This window comes from Cobetia sp. BL01 (assembly GCF_056493605.1).
The window spans coordinates 304,612-321,230 of sequence record NZ_JBVBEE010000002.1; the positions used below are offsets into that span (position 1 = coordinate 304,612).

The following is a 16,619-nucleotide window of genomic DNA, read 5'->3' on the forward strand; positions in this document are numbered from 1 at the left end:
TCACGCATGGCGTGCCAGCAGCGCCGCCAGCAAGCGCTGCACCTGCGGCATGCCTGCCTCGATCACCGATTCCGTTCCGGCCCTCGTCGGCTCCTCCTCCCCGACCCCGGCCGCGTGACTGATCACCAGGCACAGGCTGGCGTACTCCATCTCGAGTTCCCGGGCCAGCACGGCCTCGGGCATCCCCGTCATGCCCACCAACGTATTGCCATCGCGCGCCATCAGACGAATCTCGGCCGCGGTTTCCAGTCTCGGCCCCTGCACCACGCCCAGCACTCCGCCTGCCTGGATCACCAGTCCCGCGTCAGACGCCGCCGAATGCAGCTCCTCGCGCCAGACACGGTGATACGGCCAGGCGAATGCCACATGCTGGAACGGCTTGAAACGGCCATCGAAGAACGAGCCCTCGCGCCCCGTCGTGTAATCGATCAACTGATCCGGGACCACCAGCGTGCCCGGCGTCAGCGTCGGGTCGATACCTGACACGCAGTTGACGCCAACGACGTGAGTCGCCCCGGCCTGCTTGAGCGCCCACAGGTTGGCGCGATAATTGATTCGGTGCGGCGGCATCTTGTGGGGTTGACCATGCCGCGCCAGAAACAGGATCGACCTGCCGTCGAGCCGCCCCTGCACCACCCCGCAGGACGCCGCCCCCAAGGGAGTTTCCTGACCACCCCGCTTGAGCACCTCCAGACCCGGCCAATGGCCGAACCCGGTCCCCCCGATGACTGCCAGCATCCCCTGTCTCCTCGCCACCCATGTGCAGGAATCTCTCAAGAGCCGAACGCTTCGGCCCTGAGCGAACGCTACTCCGAGCCAACCGACAACGACAAGCACAATCGTCACGCTCTGCGCCAAGAGACGAGAAAAGGCCCCGAAAACGATACCACCCGCCGCGGTGGCCCGGGCGGGTGGTGATCACATGCAGGCGTGGCTGCGATGGTGAGACAGGACGGCAGCGCGACGAAACCGCCTCGTCTTCAGGAACGTTACAGCCCCTTGGGCGCGTAGATGCCCGGCGCGTTGCGCCAGTAGCCCTTGTAATCCATGCCGAAACCGAACAGGAAGCGGTCCTCGACATCCAGACCACAGAAGTCGGCCTTGAAGCCCGGATAGGCCTTGCGATCGTGCTTCTTGTCCACCAGCACACAGCTGGACACGCTGCGCGCACCCGCTTCACGGCAGTACTCGATGATGGCCGCCAAGGTGCCACCCTCATCGAGGATGTCATCGACGATGACCACGTCACGACCGGCCATCGGCAGTTCCGGATTGACGCGCCAGAACAGCTCGCCGCCGCGCATGGCACCGCGGTAACGCGTCGCGTGCAGATAATCGACTTCCAGCGGGAACTTGAGTCGGGTCAACAGCTGACCTGCGGTAATCAGGCCGCCATTCATCACGCAGTAGAAGATCGGCATGCGATCACCAAGGCTGCGGGTCAACTCCCCGGCCATGCGATCAAGTGCGACCTCCAGCTCTGCCTGGGGAATCAGGCAGTCGGCGTTGTCCATCACGTCTCGCATTTCGGCATGCAGGGCGCTCAGGGAGTCAGGCGTCGGAGTCAGCATCGGGAGTTTCCTGGGTATCACTGGCCTCATCTCCACGTCGGGCGGACGTGGCAGAGGATGTAGCAGCGGAGGATGAAGCAGAACGGCGGGACCCGCTCTGCGCAGCGTGTGACGGCGAGGCTTCAGCGGCCTTGCCGTCCTGTTCGTCTTGCGGTCGGCGCGAGGACGACTCGCGATCAGCATTCGTGTCGCCTTGAGGAGCAGCGCCCTCGAGGGACAGCACGTCAGCGAAGTGCAGGCGCTGCCCCGGCAGGGCCACGCGTGCATCGTGCTCACGGATGATGTCATGGATGCGCAGCAGCACATCCTGCTTGATGGCGTGATACTTCACCCAGTCGGTGGTGCGCGTGAAGACGTACACGAAGAAGTCCAGCGAGTGTTCACCGTAGCTGTTGAAGTTCACGATCTGGGTCCGCGTCTGGTCGATCTCGTCATGCCCTTCCACCATCTCGCGGACCGCGGTGATGATGTCACCGACCCGGGTGGCATCTTCGTAACGCAAGCCGATGGTCTCGAAGATGCGCCGGTTGTACATCCGTGACGGATTCTCCACCGCGATGCTGGTGAAGATGGCGTTGGGGATGTAGAGCGGACGCATGTCGAAGGTGCGGATGCGCGTCAGCCGCCAGCCGATGTCCTCGACGGTGCCCTCGATCTCGCGGTCCGGCGAGCGAATCCAGTCACCGACCTTGAACGGGCGGTCGAGATGGATCATCAGGGCACCGAAGAAGTTGGCCAGCAGATCACGCGCGGCGAAGCCCACCGCGATACCGCCGACCCCACCGAAGGCCATCACGCCGGACAGTGACACACCGAGATTCTGCAGGATGGCCAGACCCACCAGCACGATCACGACGGCACGCAGCAGTTTGCTGATCGCCGAGGCCGTGGTGGCATCCATCGCGTTGACGTTGGTGCCGGGCGGTGGCGTGGTACGCAGCGACTCGAAGCGCTTGATCATGCGAATCAACGCCCAGGCCAGCGCCAGCAGGGTGATGATCTGTCGCACCGTGCCCAGATAGGCCTCCAGGCTGCCGGGCGCGAACTGATGGGCAAGAATGTCCAGCGCGACCAGCGAGCCCATGCTGTAGAGCCACAGAGACAGCGGATGGCGCAGCCCGTGCAGCAGCGCGTCATCCCACAGGTTGCGACTCTTCTCGGCATGCACGGCCAGGCGACTGAGCAGAATGCGCTCGCTCAGATGCAGCACGATCACGGCCACCAGCACCAGGGCGAGGTTGATCCCCCAGAGTGGCAGACCGAAGGTCTGCTCCACCCAGTTGCGCAGCGGCTCGACCCAGTGATTGATCATCTCTTCGGCAGGCGCCGCCAGCTTGTCGGCAGCCGCCTCGGTGGCGGATTTCTCAGCCATGTGGAGTCCTTGGGTGACGTCTGGAGGAAAAGCCCCTCAAGGCTGGCTCATTCAGCCAAGCCCGATGGCATGGCCACCTGCTCGAGCGGCTGACTGGCCGCCAGCGCCTCGAGACGTGCATGGGTACGCCGCCAGCGAGACAGCCCCGCAAGGCCCTCGAGCGTGGGGCGGGCGCGCCCGTAGCGCAGACGCGCCTGACGCTTGCCGGCATTGCGCTGCTCATCCCCATCGAGGCTGTCGAGCACGGCACGTGCGGCGGCGGGATCATTGCACACCAGCGCCATGTCGCAGCCGGCATCCAGTGCCAGACGAGCGCGCACTTCCGGCTCGCCCTCGGCCACGGCAGCCGCCATGCCCAGGTCATCGGAGAAGATGGCGCCCTTGAAACCGAACTCCTCACGCAGCAGCCCCAGCCAGCTTGGCGAGAAGCCGGCGGGGCGCGCATCGAAGTCGGGATAGATGACATGAGCCGGCATCACGCCACCCAGGCGATCCGCCAGCGCCGCGAAGGGCTTGAGATCATGCTCGCGCAGCTCGCGGAAGGAGCGGGGGTCGATCACGCGCTCGCGGTGGGTATCCGCCGCGATGCCACCATGACCGGGATAATGCTTGCCGACTGCCGCCATGCCAGCTTCGCGCAGGCCCTCGATGAAGGCGGTCCCGACGGCAATCACGTCCTCGGGAGTCGTCCCGAAGCTGCGGTCGCCGATGATGGTGGAACCCGCGACATCGATATCCAATACCGGCGCGAAGGTGATGTCGCAGCCAATGGCAGCCATCTCCATGCCCAGCAACCAGCCGGCGTCACGGGCAAACCCGAGCCCTGACGACTGGGCATCATCACCGCAGCCGTCACAGTCACGTCCCAGGCAGCAATGTGCCAGGGCGCGCATCGGCGGCAGGCGGGTCACGCCTTCGCGCAGCCGTTGCACCCGTCCGCCTTCCTGATCGATGGCGATCAACAGATGTGGATTGACGCGGCGGATCTCACCGCACAGCGCCAGCACCTGCTCGGGAGAAGCACAGTTGCGCGCAAACAGGATGACGCCGCCGACGGCGGGGCGTGCCAGTAGTTCACGTTCGTCAGACGTGAGGGTATGCCCCTCGACGTCGAGCATTACGGAGCCCAATGGCTGTGTCATGACATCCTTCCTGTCCATGGCCTGCTGGCCGTGTCATGCGCTGCAAGGCATGGCACGCACGGCAGGGTTTCATGTCGTTACGGGGCTCGGCAGCCTGGAAGACAAGCCTCAGGACAGGCGGCCGGCGCGAGGAAAGGCGCAATTCTAGCCGACTGAGCGCGACTCGAACAGTCGCGAGCACCAGCCGCCAGGCAACGCAGCGTCAGGCGTGCAACAGCACTGGCGTTCCGGCCGGCGCATGCCGGTAAAGGCACAGCAGATCCTCATCGCGCAGACGAATGCACCCATGGGAGGCCGGGGTGCCCATCGGCTCGCTGGTCGGCGTGCCATGGAAGTAGATGTAGCGCCGCAGGCTGTCGACGCGCTGTCCCGCCGCGTTGCGGCCACGGTTGATGCCGGGCTCACGACCGCTGAGCCACAGGATACGCGTCAGGATCCAGTCGCGTTCGGGGTGCTCGGCGGCCAGTCGAGGCGTGAACACCTCTCCCGTGAAGCGCCGTCCACGATAGACGGCACCACGTGGGTTGCCCTCCCCGATCGCGGCGCGAACCACATGCCAGCCGGTCGGCGTGCAACCGCTGCCATCGAGCTCGCCGATACCGTTGAGGCCGCTGGAGATCGCACAGGCATGCACCAGCGTGTCAGGGTCAGCCGCGGGGGGCGGCGCATCACGACTGCCACTGGGCGCGTCATTGCGTATCTCGAGACGCTGGCGGGTGAGATCCACGCAGACCCAGCAAGCCATCAGCTTGCCGCCTGGGTGACCGCTTCACCATCTCCGAGCGAGGCCGGCAGCGGAGCCGCCATCGCCGCGACCACCACCGGACGCATGTGCTGGATCAGCTCGCGCACACTGGTGTGATGGCCGTATTCGGCCTCTTCGATATCGCGCAGTGCGTCCAGTCCCGAGAAGGTGAAGATCACGCTGCCGAGCATGAAGTGCAGACGCCAGAAGCGCTCGTTGTCTGGCAGGTCCGGCGTCGCAAGCTTCAGGAGCTCGGCGAAGCGGCTGAAGACCGTGCCGTAATGCTCGCGGATGTAGCGACGCATGTGGCCCTGCCCCTGGGTATAGGCAAGCCCGAGCAGGCGCATGAAGGTACGCAGGCTGTTGCGCTCGGCCGGCACCTCAAGCACCGTGCGCGCCATCACTTCCAGCAGCGTTTCCAGCGGCACCTGACGACCGGCATGCTGCTGCTCGACACTGTCGAGTGCCGCATGGAAACGCTCGCTGAAGGGGTCGAGATAGCGGGCGAACACTGCCTGGATCAATGACTTCTTTGAGCCGAAGTGATAATTGACCGCCGCCAGGTTGACCTTGGCCTTGCTGGTGATATTGCGCAGCGAGGTTTCGGCGAAGCCTCGCTCGGCGAACAGGACCTCGGCGGTATCGAGGATACGGGTAACGGTATCGGTCTGGGCCATGGGCGGATGCCTTGTCAGATGATCAGTCACGAGGGGGCACGGGAGTCCTTGTCCCCCCGGACAACGGCAAGGCCGTGGCCCGGGGGGCGACTCTTCTCATGCAGGTCAATCAAACGACATGTCGGTCTTCACGCACCGCGTGTCAGGCAGCGACTCCGAGGCGGAGGCTGCCACGAGCCGTGTCCCGAGCACAGGACAGACGCACAGGACACACAGGGCCTGTGTACCGGTAGCCGGATGCGCTCGACGAACATTCGTTTGAAACAAGATAATTCTAGCTGTCCATGCCATGACTGGCAATTGCTGGTTGTTTCAAACACTCGACAGCCAAGACCGGCAGGACGCGCATTCACGCGGGACATTCGGGGACGGGATGGTCATGGGGCGTCCCGGACACCCGCTGTCTCGCGTCAGCATGTCGATGTCGACGAAGATGCCGGCAACGTTGCTGCCAAAGCACCCACGATGCCTTGCATGACCGCCATGACTGGATACAATGACAGTTGTATGGATGCACACCCCGTGCCGTCAGCTCAGATGCCGCCCAGGCCAAAGGCAATGCCCATGACTCAGCCGCTTACTCCGCGCCAGCAGGATGTCTTCGATTTCATCATCAAGACCATCAAGTCCTCAGGCTATCCGCCAACGCGTGCCGAAATCGCCCAGGCACTGGGCTTTCGCTCACCGAATGCCGCGGAAGAGCATCTGCGTGCCCTGAAGCGCAAGGGAGCCATCGAGATGGTGCCGGGCACCTCGCGGGGCATCCGCGTGCCGTCTCTGGCCGAGGCGGAAGAGGATAGCGAGCAGGGCCTGCCGGTCATCGGGGAAGTGGCCGCTGGCAGCCCTATCCTGGCCAGCCAGCATATCGATCGTCATTGCCCACTGCCCAGTGACTACTTCTCGCCTGCCGCCGACTATCTGCTGCGCGTGCGCGGGGTCTCGATGAAGGATGTCGGCATTCTGGAAGGTGACCTGCTGGCCGTGCACCGCACGAGCAGCGTGCGTGACGGACAGATCGTGGTGGCGCGTCTGGGGGATGAAGTGACGGTGAAGCGTTTCCGTCGCGATGGCCATTACGTATGGCTGGAAGCCGAGAACGAGGACTTCGCTCCCATCAAGGTGGATCTGCGCACGGACAGCCTGGAAATCGAGGGCCTCGGCGTGGGCGTGATCCGCGATGGCGGCCTGCACTGATCTCAAGGCTTGCAGGCAGTCTGTCCTCACAGCGCTGACGCGCAGATGACGATTGTCGTCATCTGGGCATCCACGAAAAAACCCGCCGGTTGGCGGGTTTTTTCGTGGCTGGCAGACATGCGGGAAGTGCTCAGTGCACCATGCCTTCCGACTGCTCGTCTTCATCATCCTCGCCATCCCACAGGCGGGTGCGGGTGATGGCGTGATCGATCATCTCACGCGCGACCTCGAAGCGATTGTCACGCAGCAGATCGGCAGCTTCATCGGAGATGCGGATACTGAGAAGTGGCTCACCTTCACTCTCGGCGGCACGCAGGATCACTTCCCCATCTTCCATTTGCACGATTTCAAGTACGGCGGGATCGGACACGTCATTCCTCCTGCACGGCATCCTGAGGATACCGGCGTCGTTGTGATCGTCAGCTTGACGGCGGGCAGGCCCTGCGACTTGCAGTCACTGGCGACAATGCAGAAAAAAGTACGACCACAGCCAGAGCCATGGTCGTACCGGAGAATGCAGGGCTTGCCACAATGCCGCCAGTCTAGCACCCGTCATGCCAGGGCGTCACCTGAATGACAGGTGCGTGACATGCCAGCGCTTTCGGGTCAGGCAAGGCGCGACGCTACCACTCCACATTCGACTCGCGAAGGTGTGACAGCAACGCCTTCATGGCGCTGACTGCCGTGGCGAGACGCTCTGCCAGAGGCGCATTGGCCGCCGCGGCGATGATGAGACCATCGCCACGCGCCTGGCCTTCCTCACGCCGGGCAGCACCGCCCTCTTCATGCAAACGCGTGATATCGGCCACCAGCTGGCTCAACCAACTGTCCGGCTGCGCCTGCAGGCTTCGCAACTGCTCGATTTCCGCCACGGGAGTCGGCGGTGTGGCCAGCCGCTCGCGCCAGCTGCCCTCAGGCCAGCGTGCCGACGCGGCGCACTCCTCGATCAACGAGGCCAATGCCAGCTCCATCAACGCCAGCGCCCCTTCCTCACCGGCCATGCGCCGTGCGACGGCATGCTCATCACGCGTCGCGACGGCCGCCTGCTCCAGCAGCAACTCGGCCTGATACAGCAGTTGATTGGTGCGGCCACGCTGGCTCATCAGCTCTTGGCTCCCTTGCGCTTGTCCTCGACGACCCAACGGCCGTTGTCGAAGGTCGCCTTCCACCCCGTCGCCTTGCCATCCTCGTCCGTCATCACGAACTGCTCCTTGGCCTTGCGCGAGAAACGAATCTGCGTCGGGCGGCCATCGGGGTCTTTCTCCGGCGCCTTGAGGATGAAGTGATACTTCTCCGGCAGCTCGTCGGCATGCGCCTTGAGCTCGCTGACCAGCGGCGGACGCGTCTCGCGATTCTTGGGGAACTGACTGGCGGCAAGGAACAGGCCACTGGCGCCATCACGCAGCACGTAGTGATCCTCGACCTTCACGCAGGCAAGTTCCGGCATGGGGATCGGGTCCATCTTCGGCGGCGCGACCTCTCCGGACTTGAGCAGCTTGCGGGTGTTCTTGCAATCCTCGTTGGTGCAGCCGAAGTACTTGCCGAAACGCCCGGTCTTGAGCTGCATGTCGGCACCGCACTTGTCGCACTCGATGACCGGCCCATCGTAGCCCTTGATGCGGAACTGACCCTGCTCGACTTCATGTCCCACGCAGTCCGGGCTGTTGCCGCAGACGTGCAGCTTGCGCTGCTCGTCGATCAGATAGCTGTCCATGGCCGTGGCGCAGATCGGGCAACGGCGCTTGGCACGCAGTGCATCGGTCTCGGCATTCTCATCCGCGTCAGCGGCGACCGCCTCATCCCCCGGCAACAGGTCGATGGTGGTCTTGCAGCGCTCCTTGGGCGGAAGGTTGTAACCGGAGCATCCCAGGAAGACGCCGGTGGAGGCGGTACGGATCTGCATCTCGCGACCACAGGTCGGGCAGGCGATATCGGTCGGCACCGGCTGATTCGGGCGCATGCCCTCTTCTGACTGGGCGTGATCCAGCTCGGCCTTGAACTCGGCGTAGAAGGCATCCAGCAGCTCGCGCCAGTTGCGCTGACCATTGGCCACCTCATCGAGGTAGTCTTCCATGCGCGCGGTGAAGCCGAAGTCCATCAGGTCCTTGAAGGATTCACTGAGACGATCAGTGACGATGTCACCCAGCTTCTCGGCGTAGAAACGCCGATTTTCCAGCGCCACGTAACCACGATCCTGGATGGTCGAGATGATCGCCGCATAGGTCGAAGGACGGCCGATGCCGCGCTTCTCCAGCTCCTTGACCAGACTGGCTTCGGTGTAACGCGCCGTCGGCTTGGTGAAGTGCTGCTGCGGGTCCAGCTCGACCAGCTCCAGCACCTCGCCGATGGCCAGGTCCGGCAGTGACTGATCCTCTTCCTTCTTGCCCGCCGGCTTCATCACGCGGGTATAACCGTCAAACTTGAGCACCCGGCCCTTGGCGCGCAGCTCGTAGCCATCGACCTCGATGGTCAGGGTCGAGGACAGATACTCCGCCGGCACCATCTGGCAGGCGACGAACTGACGCCAGATCAGCTCATACAGACGCTCCGCGTCACGCTCCATGCCGGTGAGGTCCGTCGCGCGACGCGCCACCTCGGAGGGACGGATCGCTTCGTGAGCTTCCTGGGCGCCTTCCTTGCTGGAGTAGACGTTGGCGGCCTGCGGCAGATAGTTGTCGCCGAATTCCTCAGCGATGAAGTCCCGCGCGGTGGCCACCGCGTCCGCCGACAGATTGGTCGAGTCGGTACGCATGTAAGTGATGTAACCGGCCTCGTAGAGGCGCTGCGCCATCATCATGGTCTTCTTGACCGAGAAGCCGAGACGACTGCTGGCCGCCTGCTGCAGGGTCGAGGTGATGAAGGGGGCATTCGGCTTGGAACGGGTCGGCTTGTCTTCGCGATTGGAAATCGCGAGCCGAGCGGTACGCAGCGCCGCGATGCGATCCAGCGTTTCCTTCTCGCTGGTCGGACGGAAGGCCTTGCCATCCTGACGCGCCAGCTCGAAACGGATCGCCTCGCCGCTGGTCGCGGCAAGCTCTGCGTGCACATCCCAGAATTCTTCCGGAATGAAGGCACGGATCTCACGCTCACGCTCGACGATCAAGCGCACGGCAACCGACTGCACTCGCCCGGCCGACAGCCCACGAGCCACCTTGGCCCACAGCAGCGGCGAGACCATGAAACCGACGACACGATCCAGATAGCGACGCGCCTGCTGAGCATGCACGCGGTCCATCTTCAGATCGCCCGGCTCATCGAAGGCCGCCGTGATCGCCTTCTTGGTGATCTCGTTGAACACCACGCGCTTGTAGCGGGTATCGTCGCCACCGATGGTCTCGCGCAGGTGCCAGGCAATCGCCTCACCTTCGCGGTCCAGATCCGTCGCGAGATAGATGGTGTCGGCCTTCTCGGCCAGGCGCGTCAGCTCGGAGACGACCTTTTCCTTGCCGGGCAGGATCTCGTAATGCGCCTCCCAGCCGTTCTCCGGGTCTACCCCCATGCGACGGATGAGCTGCGTCTTGGCCTTCTTTTCCTTGTGAGCCGCCTTGGCTTCCGGCGACATCTTGCGCGTCTCGGCTGCCTGACGGGCACGCTCCTTGGGATCGGTGGCCTGCTTGCCGCTACCGCTGGTCGGCAGATCGCGGATATGCCCGACACTCGACTTCACCACGAAGTCGTTGCCGAGATACTTGTTGATGGTCTTGGCCTTGGCAGGCGACTCGACGATCACCAGTGACTTGCCCATGGTTGCTCGCATCTCCTGGCCGGCGCTGACTGCACCGGCGAATGACTCGTAGCGCTGGGTTTTATCCCAGCCTAAAAATGCGCCTACCCTACCCCAGCATTTCAGCGCTGACCAGCAATGTTGCCAGCACCACGACATGTGGGTGGTGGCAGCGGACATCACACACCACCCCGAATCTCGAGAATCGACGCCCGAGGCATGACGCGGTCATCGACCGGCACCCGGACCTGCCAGACCCGCCAGATGCATGTGTCGCCATGACGAGAGGCTAGCCATGACTATATATAAGTGGCCTTTTCACGATTCGTCACATCAGTGTGGCATTACTGACACAGGCAGTGGCAGGCCTGCGGGTCAACGTAGATGCCATCCTCACAGCCTGGGCCTCTCGGATCACGCCATGTCTGACTGGCCACCAGCCTGACGCCAGCGCTTGTGAAGACGCAAGTCATGTCGCTACCATCGCCGCCATGGCAGCCGAATCACTCGCGCGCTACCACACCAATCAACCACGACACTCGACAGGCTCCCTTTACGTCGTCAATGTAGTAAAATGACAACACAAACCGCCTGACCCCTCACGCAAGTGTTCAAGGAGTATGTTCTCATGCCGCACGCGTTCAACGGCCCGATCCGCCGCACCAAGATTGTCGCCACACTCGGTCCGGCCAGTGACAAGCCGGGCGTCCTCGACGCGATGATCCGTGCCGGAGTGGATGTGGTTCGCCTCAACTTCTCTCACGGCAGCCCCGAAGACCACCGCATGCGTGCCGAGGCCGTCCGTGCCGCCGCCGCCGCCCAAGGCCGCAGCGTCGCCGTGCTGGGTGATCTGCAGGGTCCGAAGATCCGCATCGCCCGCTTCAAGGACACCGCTGTCCAGCTTCAGGAAGGCCAACCGTTCATCCTGGACATCGGCCTGGGCCGCGATGAAGGTACCGTCGAGCGTGTCGGCTGCGACTATCAGCAGCTGGCCGATGACGTGGTCGCCGGCGACGTTCTGCTGCTTGATGACGGTCGCGTGGTGCTCGAGGTCAACGAACTCAAGGGCAACGAGATCCACACCACCGTCAAGGTGGGTGGCAAGCTGTCCAACAACAAGGGCATCAACAAGCAAGGCGGTGGCCTGTCCGCCGAGGCGCTGACCGAGAAAGACAAGGCAGACCTCAAGACCGCCATCGACATCGGCGTGGACTATCTGGCCGTCTCCTTCCCGCGCAGTGGCGCCGACATGCAGCTGGCACGTGAGCTGCTGGGCGAGGAAGGTCGTGACATCGGCCTGATCGCCAAGGTCGAGCGCGCCGAAGCCGTGGCCGACGACGCCGTGCTCGACGGCATCATCCTCGCCAGTGAAGGCGTGATGGTGGCGCGTGGCGATCTGGGCGTGGAGATCGGCGACGCACAGCTGATCGGCGTGCAGAAGCGCATGATCCGCCGTGCCCGCAGCCTCAACCGCGTGGTCATCACCGCGACCCAGATGATGGAGTCGATGATCAGCGCCCCGCTGCCGACCCGCGCCGAAGTCTTCGACGTCGCCAATGCCGTGCTCGACGGCACCGACGCCGTGATGCTGTCGGCCGAGACCGCGGCAGGCGATTTCCCGGTCGAGACCATCGAGACCATGGATCGTGTCTGCCTGGGTGCCGAGCGTGAACGTGCCGCCCAGGAATCCCAGCACCGCATCCACGAAGGCTTCAGCAAGACAGACGAGACCATCGCACTGTCTGCCATGTACGCGGCCAACCACCTGACGGGTGTCGTGGCCATCGTCTGCATGACCGAATCCGGCTACACCCCGCTGATCGCCTCGCGCATCCGCTCGGGTCTGCCGATCGTCGGTCTCGCCCAGGACCAGAAGACCCAGCGCCGCATGGCTCTCTATCGTGGCGTGGTGTCCCTGCCCTTCGATTCCAGCGAGCTGCCGGCGCAGGAGATCAACCGTCGCGCCATCGCCGAGCTGGAAGCGCGCGGCATCGCCAACCGTGGTGATCTGGTGATTCTGACCCGCGGCGATCAGATGAATGCCCACGGTGGCACCAACACCATGAAGATCGTCACTGTCGGTGGCACCATCGACTGAGCGACCGGCATCGACGGATCGACACCGGCAGCGTTATCACTGGCGGGGCTGACACCCCGCCTTCAGGAGATCAAGCGGCATGAGCGAGCAACGACCCAAGCGCCAGGCACGACGCACCCTGGCAGAACGCAAGCGGATTGCGCTGGTGGCTCACGATGGCAAGAAGGATGAGATGCTGGCCTGGGCCATGCGCTGGCGCGATGAGCTGTCACGCCACCAGCTGCTGGGCACCGGCACCACGGCCCGACGCATCAGCAAGGAGCTCGGACTTGAGGTCGAAGGCCTGATGAGCGGGCCGCTGGGCGGTGATCAGCAGATCGGTGCACGCATCGCCGAAGGCAATCTCGACCTGCTCATCTTCCTGTGGGACCCGTTCGCTCCGATGCCGCACGACCCTGACGTCAAGGCGCTGCTGCGCCTGGCGACACTGTGGAACGTGCCGGTGGCCAACAATGTCGCGAGTGCCGACTTCATGTTCCACTCATCACTGATGTCGGAGTCGGTCGAGATCGCGGTCCCCGATGCCAATGACTGGGTCAGCACCCGCGCCTGACACTGGCACATTGCCGATACACGTAAACGCCCGCCCCTCATTTGAGTGGGCGGGCGTTTACGTATGGACCCATGTCAGCGTGATCCACACCGTCATTGGCTTCATGCAGGACAGCGAATATCCGCGAAAATGTCGTAATCAAACTACATTTCGGACCTTTACCTGACTGGCTAGCTGGCTGGCTAGCTGGCTAGCTGGCTAGCTAACGGCAACATGCCCCTTCCTCCAGGCGTCTGATGCCTCACGCCTGAATCCTGAGCTGGCTGGCGATGATCGCCCCGCGTGAGGCCATGCAATAGAGCCCAATGTGATGGGCGTCTCGCTGCGGGTGGATGGCGGGCGCAGGCAATCCAAGGGCAGCCACGCTTTCCTCACTCAGATCATAGGTGGCGCAGGCAGGCTCCAGCACCACGATGTCGCTCACCTCGCCCAGCAGACCATGATTGCGTGCAGAGAGAAGCGTCAGCACCAGGTCCATCACGCAGATGTCCGTGCAGATTCCCGCCACTACCAGCGTCTTCAGTCGCTGCCGGCCAACCCAATCCTGCAGCGCATTGACACCGCTTGCCGGGTCGATCGCGCCAATATATCCATTGATGCAATCCTTGCGTACCAGAGTGGCATGCGGATCGCTCTCCAGCCACGCAAGCTCTGCCACCAGCTCATCCTCACCACTACCCTGCTCACAGTGAGCGGGATAGGGCGGCTCCGGGACGCCGGGTGAGTGGGAGTCAATGAAGGCCAGCAGTGGGCGGGCGTGCGCCGAGAAACAGCGCGCCACGTCGTTACTGAGCGCCACCATGCGGGTTACCTGGGCATTGTCGGCCTGCGGGGCCAGAGCGCCTCCTTGCACCTGACAGAAGCCGTTGATCTCATCGACCAGAATCAGTCCGGCACTCGGCAGCGAACATTCGTAAGGGGCAGGCCGTACCGGCAGGCGCGCATCCAGCGCAAGGGGGGAGTCGAGAGGCGCGGGGGATGCAGGAAACGACAACGGCGAGCTGTCGGGGCTGCTGGCCGAGGTAGCATCGGCCTTTGACGCTCTCGTGTCAGTCTCTGAGGAAGCAATGGAGTGAGGCATCGTGTCGTACCCGAGGCAAGGAAAGCCTTCAGAGTATCAGCAGGTCACCGGACATGGCAGCGACGCACGGGCGATGGCTGCCATGTCGAAGGATACTCAGCTCGGATCAGACTCGCCTGCCACACAATCTGGCGAAGCTGAGGGCGCGTCGTCCAGATATCCCTGGCCACGCACGCTGCTGGTATCGCGCTTCAACACCGCAAACTGGGCGACACGCCCGGGGTCGTCCTCGATCCGCTCGGCAAGGCACACCAGACCCGGCCTGCGTGCGAGAGACGGTGGCGCGATCGCCAGGGTATCGTGGCGCCCCTCGGCCATGTCCAGTGCATCCGCCATGTGCAGACATTCGATGCGTGCGACACCGGGGAGATTGTGCTCAAGCCACTCACTGCACTCCTCGAACAGAGCCTCGCGCGCCACGATGCGCTGGACCTTCGAGGGACAGAGGTCCGGTGGCCCCAGCAGGCTGAGGCTGATGGCACGGAAAAGCCGACGCTCCACCCGAATGCCCGGCCAGCAGGCCAACGCCTCGTGGGTGGCCGTCACCGGTCGCTGATGCCCTCTTGACCAGGGGACGACGGCAGCCTCCACCTCTCCTCTCACCAGGGCGTTGACCACCTCGTCGATGCCCGCATAGGCACTCAAGGTGGCATTCGAGGCATACATCTTGGCGGCGCATTCGCGTGAGTACCCCCCGAGCCGTCCCGGGTAGCCGACCCGCAGCACATGAGCCGATGCGCGCGTTGTCGATGCATTTTCCTGAGCTTCGCTTACCGTCACCTTCATCCCTGCCCCTCATGACAACGACTGATGAACATCCGACTTGCCATCAGCATAGCCGTAAATGGCGCACTCAGGCGAAACCACCATTGGCGCCGATGACCTGCCCGGTGACCCAGGCGGATTCCTCACCGGCCAACCAGCCCACGACGGCCGCGATATCCGTGGCATCCGCGATACGCCCCAGCGCTGCCATGCCCTTGAGGCGCTCGATGGTCTCCTCGCTCTTGCCATGCCGGAACAGCCCGGTATCCGTCGGGCCAGGCGCCACGGCATTGACGGTAATCCCGCGTGCGCCGACCTCCTTGGCCAGCACGCGAGTGAGCTGGTCCACCGCGGCCTTGGACGCCGCATAGGGACCATAGGTGGCGAACATCTGGCGCGTCACGGAGGTGGAGATATTGATCACGCGGCCCCCATCACGCAGCTTGCGCGAGGCCTCGCGCATCATGTTGAAGCTGCCGGTGAGGTTGGCCTGCATCAGACTGGAAAAGTCCTCATCCGTGAACTCGGCCAGCGGCTTGTAGAGGCTCATCCCGGCATTGTTGACCAGAATATCCACTCCGCCATAGTGCTCAGTGGCCAACGTGAACAGCTGACTGGCCATCTTGCTGTCGCCGACATCGCCCTGGACGGCAAGCGCCTGCCCGCCAGCTGCCACTATCTCGGCCACCACCTGATTCGCCCCATCGACATCACTGCGGTAATTGACCACCACCCGGGCGCCGTCCGCCGCCAGACGCTGAGCGATGCCTGCGCCGATGCCGCGCGAGGCTCCGGTCACCACCGCCACCTTGCCGCTCAACCGCTGTGCATTCTCCGACATGGCTGTCTCCCCTTTCGTCATGGGCCATCGATTTCAAGGACTCTCAATCTCAAGGTCCCTCAATCTCAAGGTCCCTCAATCTCGAACCTTGAGCGTCTCAGTCAGACCTCATCATTGCAGCAACCGGATGCCACTGACACCCCTGCAACGCGGGGTTTCGTATCAACGAAAGAACCGCCACCCCGGGCATGCCGGTGGTGGCGGTTCTTTTACATCGGAGGCCTGCCTCAGGCTTGGCCGTTGGCCTGACGCTCGAAGGTATCGGCACGCAGGATCTCGATCCAGTAGCCGTCGGGATCCTTGACGAAGGCCAGACCCTTCATCTTGCCATCATCGGGGCGCTTGACGAACTCGACACCCAGCGATTCGAAGCGCTCGCTGGCGGCGTAGACGTCCGGCACGCTGACCCCGATGTGGCCGAAGCCCTGAGGCTGGGCGTTGCCGTCATGATAGGCGAAGTCCGGGTCGTCCTCGGTCCCCCAGTTGTGCGTCAGCTCCAGCATCGCCTCACGCCCGAAGGTGTAGGTGGTGCGCTTGAGATCATCACTCGGCACGTCGCTGGCCTGGTCGTCGTCCAGATAGGCGAGGAAATAGAGGCTGAACTGCATTTCCGGGAAGTCGAGCTTGCGCACCAGGCGCATGCCGAGCACACGGGTATAGAAGTCCAGACTACGCGTCGGATCCTTGATGCGCAGCATGGTCTGGTTGAAGACATAGCCTCGGGTAGCCGGATCAATCTGCTCACTCAGGCCGGGAACCTGCTCGAAATGTGTTGCCATGATGGTCCTTCCACAGGAAAGGACGGCAGGACATCCACGATGCCCGGCCGTCCCTGGTGATCGAATAGCTGTCAGAT

16 protein-coding genes are annotated in these 16,619 nt (G+C 63.6%); 3 read left to right on the forward strand and 13 right to left on the reverse strand.

What is annotated here, in order from left to right:
• From ACZYGA_RS05005 to ACZYGA_RS05030, 6 genes are all read right to left on the reverse strand, one after another.
• Window positions 1–738: an S-methyl-5'-thioinosine phosphorylase gene (locus ACZYGA_RS05005; protein ID WP_479398514.1), complete on the reverse strand. Its 738-nt coding sequence runs from the start codon at window positions 736–738 to the stop codon at window positions 1–3.
• A gap of 251 nt (window positions 739–989) precedes the next feature.
• Window positions 990–1,571 (reverse strand): hypoxanthine-guanine phosphoribosyltransferase, encoded by a 582-nt coding sequence (locus ACZYGA_RS05010; protein WP_077371987.1) that lies wholly within the window; start codon window positions 1,569–1,571, stop codon window positions 990–992.
• Window positions 1,552–2,943 carry a mechanosensitive ion channel family protein gene (locus ACZYGA_RS05015; RefSeq protein WP_255303065.1) on the reverse strand — a complete coding sequence of 464 codons (1,392 nt, stop codon included), beginning with the start codon at window positions 2,941–2,943 and terminating at the stop codon, window positions 1,552–1,554. Before ACZYGA_RS05015 ends, ACZYGA_RS05010 begins: the two co-directional genes overlap by 20 nt.
• Before the next feature lie 47 nt (window positions 2,944–2,990).
• On the reverse strand, window positions 2,991–4,085 hold the full coding sequence (gene nagZ / locus ACZYGA_RS05020; RefSeq protein ID WP_479398515.1) for a beta-N-acetylhexosaminidase: 1,095 nt from the start codon (window positions 4,083–4,085) through the stop codon (window positions 2,991–2,993).
• Window positions 4,086–4,287: 202 nt separating this feature from the next.
• Complete coding sequence (locus ACZYGA_RS05025) at window positions 4,288–4,830, reverse strand: L,D-transpeptidase family protein (protein WP_417286007.1); 543 nt, start codon at window positions 4,828–4,830, stop codon at window positions 4,288–4,290.
• The gene (locus ACZYGA_RS05030) at window positions 4,830–5,507 is read right to left on the reverse strand and encodes a TetR/AcrR family transcriptional regulator (protein WP_077371978.1); all 678 of its coding nucleotides are present in this window, start codon (window positions 5,505–5,507) and stop codon (window positions 4,830–4,832) included. Before ACZYGA_RS05030 ends, ACZYGA_RS05025 begins: the two co-directional genes overlap by 1 nt.
• A gap of 564 nt (window positions 5,508–6,071) precedes the next feature.
• On the opposite strand from ACZYGA_RS05030, the gene lexA reads away from it, so the two are divergent.
• Complete coding sequence (lexA, locus tag ACZYGA_RS05035; protein ID WP_077371975.1) at window positions 6,072–6,701, forward strand: transcriptional repressor LexA; 630 nt, start codon at window positions 6,072–6,074, stop codon at window positions 6,699–6,701.
• Window positions 6,702–6,831: 130 nt separating this feature from the next.
• On the opposite strand, the gene ACZYGA_RS05040 is transcribed toward lexA, so the two are convergent.
• The 3 genes from ACZYGA_RS05040 to topA all read right to left on the reverse strand — a co-directional run bounded on the left by ACZYGA_RS05040 (window position 6,832) and on the right by topA (window position 10,446).
• Window positions 6,832–7,071 carry a hypothetical protein gene (locus ACZYGA_RS05040; RefSeq protein ID WP_103751365.1) on the reverse strand — a complete coding sequence of 80 codons (240 nt, stop codon included), beginning with the start codon at window positions 7,069–7,071 and terminating at the stop codon, window positions 6,832–6,834.
• A gap of 253 nt (window positions 7,072–7,324) precedes the next feature.
• Window positions 7,325–7,804, reverse strand: coding sequence for a DUF6586 family protein (locus ACZYGA_RS05045; protein ID WP_077371969.1), 480 nt, complete (start codon window positions 7,802–7,804; stop codon window positions 7,325–7,327).
• Window positions 7,804–10,446 carry a type I DNA topoisomerase gene (gene topA, locus ACZYGA_RS05050; RefSeq protein ID WP_077371966.1) on the reverse strand — a complete coding sequence of 881 codons (2,643 nt, stop codon included), beginning with the start codon at window positions 10,444–10,446 and terminating at the stop codon, window positions 7,804–7,806. Before topA ends, ACZYGA_RS05045 begins: the two co-directional genes overlap by 1 nt.
• Before the next feature lie 607 nt (window positions 10,447–11,053).
• Between topA and pyk the strand changes: the two genes are divergently transcribed.
• Both pyk and ACZYGA_RS05060 read left to right on the forward strand, forming a co-directional pair.
• Window positions 11,054–12,523: a pyruvate kinase gene (gene pyk / locus ACZYGA_RS05055; protein WP_077371963.1), complete on the forward strand. Its 1,470-nt coding sequence runs from the start codon at window positions 11,054–11,056 to the stop codon at window positions 12,521–12,523.
• Window positions 12,524–12,602: 79 nt separating this feature from the next.
• On the forward strand, window positions 12,603–13,076 hold the full coding sequence (locus tag ACZYGA_RS05060; protein WP_077371960.1) for a methylglyoxal synthase: 474 nt from the start codon (window positions 12,603–12,605) through the stop codon (window positions 13,074–13,076).
• Between the two features lie 241 nt (window positions 13,077–13,317).
• Here the strand turns inward: ACZYGA_RS05060 and ACZYGA_RS05065 are convergent, their stop codons facing one another.
• From ACZYGA_RS05065 to gloA, 4 genes are all read right to left on the reverse strand, one after another.
• Window positions 13,318–14,070: an isochorismatase family protein gene (locus ACZYGA_RS05065; RefSeq protein WP_479398516.1), complete on the reverse strand. Its 753-nt coding sequence runs from the start codon at window positions 14,068–14,070 to the stop codon at window positions 13,318–13,320.
• Window positions 14,071–14,253: 183 nt separating this feature from the next.
• Complete coding sequence (locus ACZYGA_RS05070) at window positions 14,254–14,943, reverse strand: prephenate dehydratase domain-containing protein (protein ID WP_176492929.1); 690 nt, start codon at window positions 14,941–14,943, stop codon at window positions 14,254–14,256.
• 67 nt (window positions 14,944–15,010) lie between these two features.
• Complete coding sequence (locus ACZYGA_RS05075; RefSeq protein WP_479398518.1) at window positions 15,011–15,763, reverse strand: SDR family oxidoreductase; 753 nt, start codon at window positions 15,761–15,763, stop codon at window positions 15,011–15,013.
• 227 nt (window positions 15,764–15,990) lie between these two features.
• On the reverse strand, window positions 15,991–16,542 hold the full coding sequence (gene gloA / locus ACZYGA_RS05080) for a lactoylglutathione lyase (protein WP_077371949.1): 552 nt from the start codon (window positions 16,540–16,542) through the stop codon (window positions 15,991–15,993).
• Window positions 16,543–16,619: the final 77 nt, after the last annotated feature.

Coding starts and splice junctions, on each gene's coding strand:
- gloA (WP_077371949.1), bottom strand. CDS start 16,542: ATGGCAACACATTTCGAGCAGGTTCCCGGCCTGAGTGAGCAGATTGAT.
- topA (WP_077371966.1), bottom strand. CDS start 10,446: ATGGGCAAGTCACTGGTGATCGTCGAGTCGCCTGCCAAGGCCAAGACC.
- ACZYGA_RS05060 (WP_077371960.1), top strand. CDS start 12,603: ATGAGCGAGCAACGACCCAAGCGCCAGGCACGACGCACCCTGGCAGAA.
- ACZYGA_RS05025 (WP_417286007.1), bottom strand. CDS start 4,830: ATGGCTTGCTGGGTCTGCGTGGATCTCACCCGCCAGCGTCTCGAGATA.
- lexA (WP_077371975.1), top strand. CDS start 6,072: ATGACTCAGCCGCTTACTCCGCGCCAGCAGGATGTCTTCGATTTCATC.
- ACZYGA_RS05010 (WP_077371987.1), bottom strand. CDS start 1,571: ATGCTGACTCCGACGCCTGACTCCCTGAGCGCCCTGCATGCCGAAATG.
- pyk (WP_077371963.1), top strand. CDS start 11,054: ATGCCGCACGCGTTCAACGGCCCGATCCGCCGCACCAAGATTGTCGCC.
- ACZYGA_RS05075 (WP_479398518.1), bottom strand. CDS start 15,763: ATGTCGGAGAATGCACAGCGGTTGAGCGGCAAGGTGGCGGTGGTGACC.
- ACZYGA_RS05030 (WP_077371978.1), bottom strand. CDS start 5,507: ATGGCCCAGACCGATACCGTTACCCGTATCCTCGATACCGCCGAGGTC.
- ACZYGA_RS05005 (WP_479398514.1), bottom strand. CDS start 738: ATGCTGGCAGTCATCGGGGGGACCGGGTTCGGCCATTGGCCGGGTCTG.
- nagZ (WP_479398515.1), bottom strand. CDS start 4,085: ATGACACAGCCATTGGGCTCCGTAATGCTCGACGTCGAGGGGCATACC.
- ACZYGA_RS05045 (WP_077371969.1), bottom strand. CDS start 7,804: ATGAGCCAGCGTGGCCGCACCAATCAACTGCTGTATCAGGCCGAGTTG.
- ACZYGA_RS05015 (WP_255303065.1), bottom strand. CDS start 2,943: ATGGCTGAGAAATCCGCCACCGAGGCGGCTGCCGACAAGCTGGCGGCG.
- ACZYGA_RS05070 (WP_176492929.1), bottom strand. CDS start 14,943: ATGAAGGTGACGGTAAGCGAAGCTCAGGAAAATGCATCGACAACGCGC.